The 14815-nt window shown below is 47.9% G+C and carries 9 protein-coding genes and 2 pseudogenes; 2 read left to right on the forward strand and 9 right to left on the reverse strand.

What is annotated here, in order from left to right; translation table 11 throughout:
* Positions 1-66 precede the first annotated feature (66 nt).
* From narI to SK39_RS22985, 9 genes and pseudogenes are all read right to left on the reverse strand, one after another.
* Positions 67-747 (reverse strand): respiratory nitrate reductase subunit gamma, encoded by a 681-nt coding sequence (gene narI, locus SK39_RS22950; protein WP_003020109.1) that lies wholly within the window; start codon positions 745-747, stop codon positions 67-69.
* Complete coding sequence (gene narW / locus SK39_RS22955) at positions 744-1439, reverse strand: nitrate reductase molybdenum cofactor assembly chaperone (RefSeq protein WP_003836210.1); 696 nt, start codon at positions 1437-1439, stop codon at positions 744-746. The genes narI and narW overlap by 4 nt, the downstream gene beginning before the upstream one ends.
* Positions 1439-2983: a nitrate reductase subunit beta gene (narH, locus tag SK39_RS22960; protein ID WP_003020103.1), complete on the reverse strand. Its 1545-nt coding sequence runs from the start codon at positions 2981-2983 to the stop codon at positions 1439-1441. Before narH ends, narW begins: the two co-directional genes overlap by 1 nt.
* Complete coding sequence (locus tag SK39_RS22965) at positions 2980-6720, reverse strand: nitrate reductase subunit alpha (RefSeq protein WP_003843700.1); 3741 nt, start codon at positions 6718-6720, stop codon at positions 2980-2982. The genes narH and SK39_RS22965 overlap by 4 nt, the downstream gene beginning before the upstream one ends.
* 49 nt (positions 6721-6769) lie before the next feature.
* Positions 6770-7417, reverse strand: a pseudogene (locus tag SK39_RS22970) (MFS transporter); the annotation flags it as partial.
* Positions 7418-7567: 150 nt separating this feature from the next.
* On the reverse strand, positions 7568-7780 hold the full coding sequence (locus SK39_RS26485; RefSeq protein WP_075261940.1) for a KTSC domain-containing protein: 213 nt from the start codon (positions 7778-7780) through the stop codon (positions 7568-7570).
* A 15-nt stretch (positions 7781-7795) separates the two neighbouring features.
* Positions 7796-9556, reverse strand: coding sequence for an ATP-binding protein (locus SK39_RS22975; RefSeq protein ID WP_046051737.1), 1761 nt, complete (start codon positions 9554-9556; stop codon positions 7796-7798).
* Positions 9546-10739, reverse strand: coding sequence for an SIR2 family protein (locus tag SK39_RS22980; RefSeq protein ID WP_048216464.1), 1194 nt, complete (start codon positions 10737-10739; stop codon positions 9546-9548). Before SK39_RS22980 ends, SK39_RS22975 begins: the two co-directional genes overlap by 11 nt.
* Positions 10740-10823: 84 nt before the next feature.
* Positions 10824-11390, reverse strand: a complete 567-nt coding sequence (locus tag SK39_RS22985; RefSeq protein WP_046051739.1) for a recombinase family protein — start codon at positions 11388-11390, stop codon at positions 10824-10826.
* A gap of 159 nt (positions 11391-11549) precedes the next feature.
* Between SK39_RS22985 and SK39_RS22990 the strand changes: the two genes are divergently transcribed.
* Together SK39_RS22990 and SK39_RS27235 are read left to right on the forward strand one after the other, a co-directional pair.
* Positions 11550-14564, forward strand: coding sequence for a Tn3 family transposase (locus tag SK39_RS22990; RefSeq protein ID WP_046051740.1), 3015 nt, complete (start codon positions 11550-11552; stop codon positions 14562-14564).
* Positions 14565-14648: 84 nt separating this feature from the next.
* Positions 14649-14815 (forward strand): annotated as a pseudogene (locus SK39_RS27235) (IS110 family transposase); the annotation flags it as partial.

Consider the following 14815-nt stretch of genomic DNA (forward strand, 5'->3'; position numbering starts at 1 on the left):
ACGTACAAAAAGCGGGATAGCGATCCAGGCCCGGTAAGCGCTAGCGCTACCGGGCAGCAGAGGAAATTAGCGGCGCGAACGCACTATCTGATAACGGCGGGTAAAGTACTCAAATGGCGCACTCCACACGTGGACCAGTCGGGTGAACGGGAACAGCAGGAAAATGGTCATCCCCAGAACCAGATGCACACGGAAAATCCACGCCACGCCATCCAGATGCGCAGACGCACCGCCCTGGAAGGTCACCACCGACTGCGCCCAACCGACCAGTTTTAGCATTTCACTGCCGTCAGGATGCTGTGCAGAGAACGGGATAGTGGTTAAACCGAGAATACATTGAATCAGCAGAACGCAGAGGATCAGAATATCGGCGGTCGAGGAGGTTGCGCGAATGCGCGGGTTAGTCAACCGGCGCACCAGCAGGCCAGCGCCACCCACCAGTGTGAGCACACCACAAAGTCCGCCGGCAATCATCGCCATCTGCTGCTTTACCGCAATCGGCAGGAACCAGGCATACATCCAGTGCGGCGTTAACATGCCAAACAGGTGCCCGAAAAAAATCCCCAGAATACCGATGTGGAACAGGTTTGACCACAACACCATGCCGCGTTTGTCCAGCATCTGGCTGGAAGACGCGCGCCAGGTGTATTGCCCGTAGTCGTAGCGGAGCCAACTGCCGAGGATAAACACCGTACCGCACAGGTACGGATAGATATCGTAAAAAAAGACGTTCAGGTACTGTATCATTTCGGGCCTCCCGCGCTGACGTCGACATACTGAGGTGCCACGTCCTGGCTAAAGCGTCGTTGATAGTTTTGTAACGGTGAACTGTCACAGGCGGTGGCATTATCTTCGATAAACTTCACCTGTTCCTCTTCCCAGACTGCATCCAGCGCCTGTCGGGTATCGTCGCGCGTTTCCGCGCCAACCTGCTTAGTGACACTGTCACTCGATAGAGGACTTCCGGCAAGCTGCAACAGGGCATCAAACAGTTGATACCACGGCGTATCGCGCTGTTTTAAGCGCCCGCCAAGCAACGCCAGAATCGGTGCGACGTTCTGCAGTCCTTCTTTGGCCTCCGCTTCCGGTAACACGCTTAAGTACTCAAGATATAAAGGCAGGTGATCCGGCAGTTCGCGACAGTTTAGCTGCAGCCCGACCTTTTCATACTGCGCTAACAGATCGACCATTGCCTGACCACGGTCACGGGACTCGGCGTGCACATGCTCAAACAGCAGCAGAGAGGTGGCCCGACCCCGGTCAAAGATTTCGCACCATTCGGCTTGTTTATCCAGTAACGGCGCATTGAGCAGCTCCTGGCTAAAATCACTAAGCATGGGGGCATCGCTGGCCACAAGCGCCAGCGCGTCGTCTTTACACTCCCATAGCAGCTCGTCGGGGTACTCCATCAGCAGGCCGATAACCTTCAGGATTTGCATTATTCACCCTCCGCTTTATCGCGCACTTCGGTGATGTCGATGGCATCAATACGGCTGCTGTTGAACAGGTTGAATTTGGTGTCGGAACCATGACAACCGTCGCCGAAGGTAAATCCGCAGCCGTTTTTCTCCGGGAAGGCATCACGCGCCATTTCGCGGTGACTGGTCGGGATCACAAAGCGGTCTTCATAGTTGGCGATGGCCAGATAACGATACATCTCCTCGACCTGCTCAACGCTCAAACCCACTTCCTCAATCGCGCGGGTGTCCGTGACGCCTTCTACGGTTTGCGCACGCATATAGTGGCGCATGGCCATCATCCGTTTGAGCGCCCTCAGCACCGGACCGGTATCACCCGCACTGAGCATATTGGCGAGGTACTGAACCGGAATTCGCAGCGACTCAACCGCAGGCAAAATGTTGCCATTGTGCGGCAGTCCGCCCGCGTCGGCGACCGACTGAATCGGTGACAATGGCGGCACATACCAGACCATCGGCAGGGTGCGATACTCCGGGTGCAGCGGTAGCGCCAGCTTCCAGTCCATCGCCATTTTGTAAACCGGCGAGCGCTGGGCTGCTTCAATGACGTTGTGTGGAATACCTTGTTTTAGCGCCTCTTCAATCACCGCCGGATCGTTCGGGTTGAGGAACACATCGCACTGACGCTCGTAGAGATCGGTTTCATGCTCAGTGCTCGCTGCTTCCTCGATACGGTCGGCGTCGTACAGCAATACCCCGAGATAACGGATACGCCCAACGCAGGTTTCTGAACACACCGTCGGCTGGCCGGACTCAATACGCGGGTAGCAGAAAATGCACTTCTCTGACTTACCGCTCTTCCAGTTAAAGTAGATTTTTTTGTACGGACAGCCGCTGATGCACAAGCGCCAACCGCGACATTTGTCCTGGTCGATCAGCACAATGCCGTCTTCTTCACGCTTATAGATAGCACCGCTCGGGCAGGTGGCGACACAGCTTGGATTCAGACAGTGCTCGCACAGGCGCGGTAAATACATCATAAAGGTGTTTTCGAACTGACCGTACATCTCCTTTTGCATCTTCTCGAAGTTACGGTCGCGGGCACGTTTTGAAAATTCGCCGCCAAGCAGTTCTTCCCAGTTTGGACCCCAGATAATCTTGTCCATCCGTTTACCATCTATCAGCGAACGCGGACGCGCGGTGGGCTGATTCTTGCTCTCCGGCGCGCTATGCAGATGCTGATAATCGTAGGTAAACGGTTCATAGTAATCATCGATTTGCGGGATCACCGGGTTGGCGAAAATTTTGGTGATCACGCCCATCTTACCGCCCAGACGCGGTCTTATCTTGCCGTTGACATCGCGAACCCAGCCGCCTTGCCACTCTTCCTGATCTTCCCAGTTTTTCGGATAACCAATCCCCGGTTTAGTCTCGACGTTGTTAAACCACGCATATTCCATCCCTTCACGCCCGGTCCAGACGTTTTTACAGGTGACGGAGCAGGTGTGGCAGCCGATGCACTTATCCAGATTAAGAACCATGCCTACCTGTGAGCGTATTTTCATTTTTTCGCCTCCTGTACCTGATCGCGACCTTCATCATCCAGCCAGTTAATGTTTTTCATTTTTCTAATCATGATGAACTCATCGCGGTTAGAGCCGACCGTCCCGTAATAGTTGAAGCTGTATGCCAGTTGCGCATAGCCGCCGATCATGTGCGTGGGTTTCGGGCAGACGCGGGTGACCGAGTTATGGATCCCGCCACGCATCCCGGTGACTTCCGAGCCTGGGATATTCATGATTCGCTCCTGAGCGTGATACATCATGGTCATTCCCGGCGGCACGCGTTGACTCACCACTGCACGCGCGGTGAGCGCACCGTTGGCGTTGAAGGCTTCAATCCAGTCGTTATCCTCAATGCCCAGCTCTTTGGCATCGGTCTCGCTGATCCAGACAATGGGGCCGCCGCGCGAAAGCGTCAGCATCAGCAGGTTTTCACTGTAGGTAGAGTGGATCCCCCATTTCTGGTGCGGCGTCAGGAAGTTGAGGGCTTTTTCCGGGAAGCCGTTAGGCGGAACTTCGCGCATTTCACTGACGCTGCGGGTATCGATAGGCGGACGATACGCCACCAGACTTTCACCGAACGCTCGCATCCACGCGTGATCCTGGTACAGCTGCTGGCGACCGGACAGGGTACGCCATGGGATCAACTCGTGGACGTTGGTATAGCCTGCGTTATAGGAGACATGTTCGCTTTCAAGGCCGGACCAGGTAGGACTGGAGATGATTTTGCGCGGCTGCGCCTGGATATCGCGAAAACGAATCTTTTCGTCTTCTTTGTTCAACGCCAGATGCGTATGGTCGCGTCCGGTCATCGCCCCCAGCGCTTCCCAGGCTTTCACCGCCACCTGACCGTTGGTTTCCGGCGCCAGGGCGAGGATCACCTCAGAGGCATCCAGCGCGGTGTCAATCAGCGGTCGGCCTTTTGCCGGGCCTTCGCGTTTGGTGTAGTTCAGCTTGCCGAGGAAATCGACTTCCGCCTGGGTATTCCACGCAATGCCTTTCCCACCGTTACCAAGCTTGTCCATGAGCGGACCGAGTGAAGTAAAGCGTTCGTAGGTAGCGGGGTAGTCACGTTCCACAACGGCGATATTTGGTGCCGTTTTCCCCGGAAGGAGATCGCATTCGCCTTTGCGCCAGTCCAGAATGTCAAACGGCTGCGCCAGCTCTGCCGGAGAGTCGTGTTGCAGTGGTTGCAACACCACATCCGTTTCTTGTCCAAGGTGTCCCACACATACCTCGGAGAACACTTTGGCGATGCCTTTATAAATTTCCCAGTCACTCTTCGATTCCCATGCCGGGTCGACCGCCGCGGACAACGGGTGAATAAACGGATGCATATCCGAAGTGTTCATATCGTCTTTTTCATACCAGGTAGCGGTTGGCAAAACGATATCGGAGAACAAACAGGTGCTGGACATACGGAAATCGAGCGTGACCAGCAGATCGAGCTTGCCCTCTATCGCCGCGGACTGCCATTCAACCTCTTCAGGTTTAATACCCTCACTTGAACCGAGCGCTTCCCCCTGGATCCCGCTTTCGGTACCCAGTAAATACTTGAGCATGTATTCATGCCCTTTACCTGAGGAACCGAGCAGGTTAGAGCGCCAGACGAAGAGGTTGCGTGGGTGGTTTTTGCCGCTATCCGGCTGCTCGCAGGCAAAACGAATATCACCCGACTTCAGCGCTTGGGCAGTGTATTGCGCAGGAGATAACCCAGCCTGTTCTGCCTTCGCTTTGACGGTCAATGGGTTAAGGTTAAGCTGCGGCGCAGAGGGCAGCCAGCCCATTCGTTCAGCTCGTACGTTAAAGTCAATCAAATGTCCGCTAAACTTCGACGCATCGGCCAGCGGAGAGAGGAGTTCTTGCGCGGTGAGTTTTTCATAACGCCACTGACTGGAGTGGTTGTAGAAAAACGAGGTGCTGTTCATCTGACGCGGTGGGCGGTTCCAGTCCAGCGCAAAGGCCAGCGGCAACCAACCGGTTTGCGGACGCAGTTTCTCCTGACCCACATAGTGCGCCCAGCCGCCGCCGCTTTGTCCCACGCAACCACAGAACACCAGGATGTTAATCATCCCGCGGTAGTTCATGTCCATGTGATACCAGTGGTTAACGCCAGCCCCGAGGATGATCATCGAACGGCCATGCGTTTTGTGCGCGGTATCGGCAAACTCACGGGCGATTTGTTCGATATGACGGCGTGGCACGCCGGTAATTTGCTCACCCCAGGCCGGGGTGTAGGCTTTTACTTCGCTGTAATCTTGTGCGCTATGAACATCATCCAGACCACGGTCGAGGCCGTAATTCGCCAGCACCAGATCATAGACGCTCACCACCGGGCAACGGCTACCGTCAGCGAGGGTAAGATATTTTACCGGTAGTTGACGGACCAGCACTGGTTCTTGTTTTACACTGCGAAAATGTGGGTTTTCGTTGCCGCCAAAATAGGGGAATGCCACGCCGGTCACGTCATCATGCTGACCAAGCAGCGAGAGGGAAAGTTCAGTTTCAGCGCCAGCCGCCAGGGGTTCCAGGTTCCATTTGCCTTTCTCGCCCCAGCGAAAACCGATGGATCCATTCGGGACAACCAGTTCACCTTCGCGGTTGAAAGCCACCGTTTTCCACTCTGGATTGTTGCTTTCACCCAGACCATCGACAAGGTCTGAGGCGCGCATCATGCGCCCAGGCACGTAGCTGCCATCTTCGCGGGCATCCAGCAGCACCAGCATCGGCATATCGGTATAGCGACGACAGTAATTGAGGAAATAATCGCTGGGATTGTCGAGATGGAACTCTTTCAGGATGACGTGGCCCATCGCCATTGCCAGCGCGCTGTCTGTCCCTTGTTTCGGTGCCAGCCACTGGTCGCACAGTTTGGCGACCTCCGAGTAGTCTGGCGTAATGGCAATCGTCTTGGTGCCTTTGTAGCGAACTTCAGTAAAAAAGTGCGCGTCCGGGGTACGGGTCTGCGGCACGTTAGAGCCCCAGGCGATGATATAGCTGGAGTTATACCAGTCGGCGGATTCAGGAACGTCGGTCTGCTCGCCCCAGGTCATCGGTGACGCGGGCGGTAAGTCGCAGTACCAGTCATAGAAGCTCAGACAGGTTCCGCCCAGTAGCGAGAGATAGCGCGTACCTGCGGCATAGGAGACCATCGACATTGCGGGGATGGGAGAGAATCCGGCCACACGATCCGGGCCGTAGGTTTTCACCGTCCAGACGTTGGCAGCAGCAATCAGTTGATTAAGTTCTTTCCAGTTGGAACGGATAAACCCACCGCGCCCGCGTACCTGCTTGTAGCTCTGGCATTTTTGCGGGTCGTTCATAATGGATTCCCAGGCCAGCACCGGATCGGGCTGGCGGGACAGGGCGTCGCGCCACAATTCGATTAAGCGTTTACGCACCAGTGGATATTTCAGGCGGTTAGCGCTGTAGAGATACCACGAGTAACTTGCGCCGCGTGGGCAGCCACGGGGCTCATGATTTGGCAGGTCAGGTCGGGTACGCGGGTAGTCGGTTTGCTGAGTTTCCCAGGTTACCAGCCCGTTTTTGACGTAGATTTTCCAGCTGCATGAGCCGGTACAGTTAACGCCGTGGGTAGAACGCACAATTTTATCGAACTGCCAGCGCTGACGATAGCTGTCTTCCCAGTCCCGGTTGGTGTGCATTACTTGCCCATGCCCCTCGGCAAACGTATCGCCCTTTTGTTTAAAGTAGCGAAAGCGGTCTAACAGTTTACTCATGACATAACTCCTGCTTCGAATAACGTTGCCTACACAGGCCAAAAGATGACTATTTTTTTTGTGATTTACGGCCGTAAACCAGCCAGGTCACCAGCACGCAGACGATGTAGAACACAAGGAATATTTTCATGGCGCCTACCGGAGATCCGGTCAGCGCCAGCGATGAACCAAACGCTTTCGGGATAAAGAAGCCCCCGACAGCGCCAATTGCGGAGATAAATCCCAGGGCGGCGGCGGTATCGGTTACCGCCTCACGCTGGGCCTGTTCTTCAGTACCACCGTGCAGCTTCACCCGGTAAATGGTGATTTTGCGAAAGATCACCGCAATCATCTGGAAGGTCGAACCGCTGCCCAGACCCGCGGTCAGGAACAAGCCCATAAACACCAGGTAAAACGCGATAAAGCTTCCTTCGCCCGAGCCGGGCAAAGTGAGAAACAGCAGGGCGCTGAACAGTGCCATAAAGATGAAGTTAATTAAGGTGACACGCACACCACCAAACTTGTCAGAGATAACACCGCCCGCCGATCGCGCAAGCGCACCGATGAAGGGCCCGAAGAACGCCAGTTGCAGAATATTCACGTCAGGGAACTGTGTTTTCGCCAGCATGGCAAAGCCTGCTGAAAAACCGATAAATGAACCGAAGGTGGCGAGATACAGCAGACTTAATAACCACAAATGAAAACGCTTGAGGACGGGGTTTGAGGTCCAATGGGGCGAAAACCTACGCTAAGCGATAGGAAACCAAATTCAAATTTTTTTTAAACAATGAGTTGTGCTGTTACCATAAGACGCTAATTGTGACTGCCACCGACCTTTATTATGCTTCGGTGACAGTTCATTCATAGGTTATCCCACTTGAGACTCTCGATAATTATTCTTTATGAAGCTATGAAAAAATTTACCGTGCGATTCTGCTCCATCAAATTCATACCAACATGTAATAGGAAAATCATGGTAATTCCATACTGCACCACTATTGAATTCAATCTCTAATGTAGAAATAGATTCGTCGTACCCAATACTACGAATCATGCTTGATGAAATACTTCTTCGTTCCATTTTACACTCCTTTGGTTATATTTTCTGTTCACGTATTTTAGTTACAACAATTTTATAATTATCAGCATCGAAAGAAAATGCTTTTGTCCAACATTCAATTAACTTTGGATCTTCACTTGTAGGTCTTGGGTGATTCAATTTCAATCGAACTCTAGATGGAATTTTTATAGCCTCACCTGAAATAACTGCCTCACCTATACGCAAAGATGAAAGAAGATCCATAAGACTATTTAGATTATCGGGGGCTGATGATTTCACTATGGATTGATCACTTGAATTGGTAAGCCTAAGAGCTATCAACGTGCCAATTTGGGAAATTATAGTCTCTGACAACTCTGAGGGGCGTTGAGAAATGACTAGCGCTCCTACGCCAAATTTTCTCCCTTCTTTAAATATTTTCTCAACTGCGGCTTTTGAATAATTACTCTTGTCATTTTTCCCTAAATACGTATGAGCTTCCTCAAATGCTAAGAGTATTGGCCTTTGCTTACCGGTATATGACTCTTTACGCCCCCAGAACATGCTGTCGTAAACAAATCTTGTAATCAAGCCTATGGTTATATCTAACACCTCAAATGGTACACCGCTAAGATCTAGTATTGTTAATCGCTGCTCACAGCCTATCCAGTCAGCTAGTAAATCATGCAAATCTTTTTCAGAATCTGCTGTTTTGTAATCACCTGGATTGAACAGAAAATCGTATCGGGTATCTCTGAGTCGAGAAAGTAATTTTTTTTCATAAGAAAAATACTCTGCGTGTTGAGATTTATATGGAGCTGTATTTCCCATTACATATGCTTCAAAGGTTGCCGGAGTCAATGTTTCTGCATCCCCAGCAGCCAGTTCATTTGCTGTATCTCTAGTTTGTTCATCTTTCTTTGCAGAAGAAAATGATGCATTAAGTAACCAATTCATCTCATACCATAGCTGCCTAGCGCTAAAAGGAATAGGTGAGTCGGCTGTGATAAGATTTTCATTAACAATCCCAGCTTTTAAATTTAAGTTTTCTTTCTTAAGCTTTGTTACAAGATCTCTCAGTAAACGATATTCTATTCTTTGTTCATCGCGATGATCAGCACCTACAAGAAAATAGGCAAGTTCTTCAAAGGTCATAAGCCAAAATGGTATCACCAATGGGGATGCTACTTCATTAATTCGAAGTACTTTGGCATCAGGAAATGCAGAAGCATATTCACCGTGTGGGTCAACCAATATAATTCTTGAACCAACGTAACCATGTAGAATAGATTTCAAAATACTGACGGTAGTATTGGATTTCCCGCTACCTGTTGAGCCTAAAATACCACAGTGACGTAAAATTAAGTTATGAGTATCTACATGAACACCTAAATTTTCAGATGAAGAATGTTTTCCAATTTCAATGGAACCGGCATCCTTTTCACCATAAATTGCAAATAAGTCGTGTTCGATTACAAGGTGTACTTCATCACCTATTGTAGGATAAGTACCCACTCCTTTTTCAAACTCACTGTCACCTATTTTTTCGCCAATCAGTTGTACTGAAAGAAATTTTGAGCTTACTCTATACTCATCATCGCTACTATCTGTGAACGGTCTGTCACTTACCGCAGCAACGATAGCGTAGATAGTAATATTTCCCATTGGCATTTTTACAAATGTGCCGATCTGGCCAATTTTATACAATCGTCCATTTATTATTGGCGCAGCGGAAGGTATTTCTGATGAAACTTCTACCTCTACAGTACTGGAATCCACACGAATAACCTTTCCTAAATATGTAGAATCAGTCTTCATTTATAGATACCTCAATCTCACTACTACGACCAGAATTACCAACTAAGAACTCAACCAAATAATTAAAATCACCAAGCAAGAATTTTTCACCTTCAGCATTCCAAAAACTATCACATTTTTCTTTGTTTTTTAGCTCGGATTGGTCAAAGGACCATTTCCCTAATGTTCCGTTTATAATCGCAGTTGTTGGTCCGAATACAGATAGATTTAGATATCCTGCCGAAAGGGAATGCAATTTTTTAACTTCACTGTCTGCATAAAAAAAGACTACAACACTAAGCCTGTTGTTTTGCCTCAAGCAATTAAAAATAATTTCATTTATATGCTGATCTAAAAATGAGTATCCGGTGAAAATGAATAGAAGCTCACCATTTAGTAAATAGTTTTTAAGGCGGTCGAAGTAAACTAAAAAAGGTTGTCTACGAGATAGATCATATTTTTCTTTTGATGGGTAAATGACTATCTCATTTTTCTCTTCTTCAATTTTATCTACTTTCCCAAGGCGTATAACTTTATGCGACTTCAGATTCTCTCTTTTTTTCCAAAACCAACTAAGAGAACCATGTATCTTCCATAATCGAATCCAGTTCTGAGTTAGATCATTTCTACGAACAAGTGTTTCGACACTTTCTTGCCAAAAAAATGGTTCATAAGAACCAACGAAACCGTCAAAATACGGCGCACGAATTGCTTCAAGAGATTTTTCTATTACCAGATCATAATTTGTAGTAAAAATCTCTTTCGAAAAATCTCTGTTTTGCATGTTTAACCACGCAAAAAATTTCTTTGGAGCAGTCAGATTAGCACTAACTTCTTTCTCCGTGATTAGATTATAAATATTTTTGCAAATTTCAATATCCAGATCACACGCGCTTATGCCAGAAACCCCGAGGAATTCTCTATCAGGCCTTTCTTCAGTTATTTCGCGAATCCGTCTTATCTGATTAAGAATATCTTCAATGCTAATTGTTTCATCAGGCTTCGATAAGTCTGTTTTAATAACATTAAAATAATCCAACAATGATCCGGTTAATGCACTTTCGACTTGAATAGTCAATTGAGATATATTTGGCAAGCCTAAAGCACAGGAGGTACCAGCCCCCATAAAGAAACCAATATTTTTAGCGTAGGATAGTTGACTTTTTAGCTCACGAATTTCTTTAAGTAGGTTTATTTCTTCCATAGCTTTTAATTCCCTATCATAATTTGTTGTATGACTTGATCTCTGCTTAGAATAATTCTTTTTAAATCATGGTTAATATTATCTTTATGATGATTTCTGATTGTTTTCCGATTTTTTTAACCGAAAATAAGTAGCCCGAGAAACCCCTGTCTTTTCTAGAATTATTTTTTCTGATAGCTTCTGATTGATAAGTTGTCTGACAAGTGCTGCTTTCGAGTGCGGTTTCCGTCCAAATTTGACACCGGATGCCATAGCAACAATTCTGCCATCATTAGTGCGTTCCAGAATACGTTCTCGTTCTGCTTCTGCAACAGCCGCCAAAATTTGAATCACCATTTTCCCCATAGTTCCTTCTGTACTTAGTCCGTTCTCCAGAAAACGAATGGCTATTCCCTTTTTATAGCAAGCATCAACAATGTGGATCATGTCTACGGTATTGCGGCCAAGCCGATCCATTTTGGTACAAATAATGATGTCATCCTTTTCTGCACGGGCAAGCAGCCGTTGTAACCCTTCGCGCTCATCCGTGGCTCCTGACATCATATCAGTAAAAATCCGGTCATCTCTGACACCTACAGATTTCAGCTCCGTAATCTGTACCGTCAGTTTCTGATGGCTGGTTGATACTCTTGCATATCCCAGTAATGCCATATTGGTCTCACAAATCGATATTGATACTGCGTAGTATCATAAAGTATAAATCGCGATTTTTGATACTCATGTTTGAAATCGTTTTGAGTGGTCTCAAAACTTATAACATTTGAGATAGTTAAAAATAGACCTAAGTCATAGTTACGCAAGGAGTGCTGGATGCCTATCGATTTTTTGACTGAAGAGCAGAAGCAAAATTATGGGCGTTATGCGGCAGAGCCGAACGAGGTACAACTTTCCCGTTATTTTATTCTGGATGAAAATGACCTGATATTCATCGCACAAAGGCGCGGGGACCAAAACCGTCTTGGTATAGCCCTTCAACTAACATCCGTCCGATTTTTAGGAGCGTTCCTGCCTGATTTGGCTCTGGTTCCGCACAATGTACAAACCTTTGTTGCCACGCAGCTTTCAATCAGTCGGACTGATATTCTGGCTGAATACGCAAAACGAGAACCAACCCGCTGGGAGCATTATGCTCAAATCAAAAAATATTATCACTATCATGAGTTCGGGGAGTTTCCGTGGACATTCAGATTGAACCGGTTGCTGTATACCCGAGCCTGGATTAGCAATGAACGCCCCAGCCTGATGTTCGATTTCGCCACCGCATGGCTGGTACAGCATAAAATTTTATTACCAGGAACCACAACACTCTCCAGAGTGATCACCGAAATCCGCGAACGAGCAGCAAACCGTCTTTGGCAAAGATTACTGGCATTGCCCAATGATGAACAGAAACGACAACTGGATGAATTACTGAGCTTTAGTGAAGGTCAGAGAGTATCCATGTTCGAGCAACTGAAAAAAGGTCCTGTGACAGTCAGTAGTCCTGCATTTAACGATGCACTTGATCGTTATAACAAATTGCACCAACTGGGTTTTCAGCAACTTGATTTTACAGGCCTTCCACCGGCTCAGCTAAAAAGTCTTGCTCGCTATGCCAATGTAACCTCGGTAAAAAAGATAGTTCGTATCCCCATGAAGAAACGTACAGCGATACTTATTGCCTTTGTTAAATCATTGGAGGTCATTGCGCTGGATGAAGCCATCGATGTTTTGGATATGCTAATCACTAATATTGCGGGAGAGGCTAAAAAAGCAGGGCAAAAGAAGCGGTTGAGGACGTTGAAGGATTTGGACCGCTCTTCGTTGATACTGGCAAAAGCCTGTGCACTCCTGCTGGATGAGGTAACTGATGATTCCCACCTCCGAAAATCAATTTTTTCCTGCATTTCCAAAGAAAGACTGGCTGAGTCGGTAAAAATGGTCAATGAGTTGGCCCGACCGGCAGACAATAATTTCCAAGATGAAATGATTGAACAATATGGGCGCGTTCGCCGTTTTCTACCCAGAGTTCTTCGGGAATTAACTTTTCTGGCCGCCCCGGCGGGAGAACATACTCTGGCAGCTTTTAACTATTTATCGTCGCTAGGCGCTTCAAGAAAGCACATCCTTGACGATGCTCCAAAAAATATTATTACCGGCCCCTGGAAGCGTTTGGTTTTTGACGAAGAAGGCCGAGTAAGACGGCCTGGCTATTCACTATGTCTACTTGAGCGGTTTCAGGATGCATTAAGGCGGCGGGATATTTATCTTGAGAATAGCGATCGTTGGGGAGATCCACGGTCAAAGCTATTACAAGGGACAGAATGGCAAGCTCAACGCGTCTCTGTCTGTCGAGCATTAGGCCACCCTGTCAATGCTCAGCAGGCAACAGAAAAGCTTGCTCAGCAGTTAGATTTTGCCTGGAAAGCGGTAGCTGATAGCTTTGATGATAATGCGTCAGTCCATATCGAATACGGGGGGAAACATCCTACGTTGACTATCAGCAGCCTAGAGAAACTGGATGAATCACCAAGTCTGATAGCTCTCAACAGACAAGTCAGAGGTCTTTTACCTTTGGTGGATCTGACTGAGCTCTTACTGGAAATCAATGCCCATACAGGATTTGCCGAAGAATTTACTCATGTCAGCGAGTCTAATGCGCGAGCGAAAGATCTGCATATCAGCATTTGTGCTGTATTACTGGCAGAAGCCTGCAACATTGGCTTTGAACCATTAATTAAGCACAATATTCCATCATTAACCCGGCATCGTCTTAGTTGGGTGAAACAAAATTATTTTCGGTCAGAAACCCTTATCAAAGCGAATGCTCGCCTGGTTGATTACCAGGCTACGCTCAGTCTCGCTCAGCGATGGGGTGGTGGAGAGGTCGCATCTGCTGATGGTATGCGTTTTGTTACGCCAGTAAAAACGATTAACGCCGGACCCAATAGAAAATACTTTGGCTCTGATCGTGGAATTACCTGGTACAACTTTATCTCCGATCAGTTTTCTGGTTTTCACGGCATTGTTGTCCCAGGTACGTTGAGAGACTCAATCTTTGTTCTGGAGGGTTTACTTGAACAGCAAACGGGGTTAAATCCACAGGAAATTATGACTGATACAGCAGGTGCCAGTGATTTGATATTCGGTCTGTTCTGGTTGTTGGGATACCAGTTTTCCCCACGTCTGGCGGATGCCGGAGATGCCGTTTTCTGGCGAGTGGATAAAAATGCGAATTACGGCCCTCTCGATGAATTGGCCCGTGGTTGCATCAATCTAGCACTGATTGAGGCTAACTGGGACGATATGATGCGGATTGCGGGTTCTCTTAAATTGGGAACTGTACAAGCATCAGAGCTAATCCGTAGTTTATTGAAGAGCACGCGCCCGTCTAGTTTGGCGCAGGCCATCATTGAAGCTGGGCGAATAAATAAAACGCTATACCTGCTGAATTATATTGATGATGAAGATTATCGTCGCCGAATACTAACGCAACTAAACCGGGGTGAAGGGAGACACAGTGTGGCTCGCGCCATTTGCCATGGTCAACGTGGTGAAATCAGAAAACGCTATCGCGAAGGGCAAGAGGATCAACTTGGATCATTGGGACTGGTAACAAATACTGTTGTTTTATGGAATACGCTGTATATGCAGGAAGCCCTTGGACATATTAATACAGATAGCCAGCCTACTGAAATTAACGAAGAAGATATATCCAGATTATCACCGCTGATGCACGGTCATATCAATATGTTAGGGCATTACTCATTCACCTTGTCTGAAAACGTGATGAATGGTGAATTAAGGCCTTTAAATCAACATGTTAATGAATATGTAGACTCTTAGCGAATGGAAGGGACTTCCCCTGGATATGCACCTGATTAACTTTCGTGCAATCATGGGGTAAATATTGACCCAGAGAGATTCGTTATGACCATCACTACTGTCGGTATCGATCTTGCTAAAAATGTGTTTGCAGTTCACTGCGTTGACCAAAATGGTAAAGCAGTTCTGGTTAAACCCAAGGTGTCACGTGCAGCACTTCCTGAACTCATCGCAGGTTTACCTCCCTGTGTAATTGGAATGGAAGCCTGCTC

The organism is Citrobacter sp. BIDMC107, from assembly GCF_001037575.1.
Lineage (GTDB): Bacteria > Pseudomonadota > Gammaproteobacteria > Enterobacterales > Enterobacteriaceae > Citrobacter > Citrobacter freundii.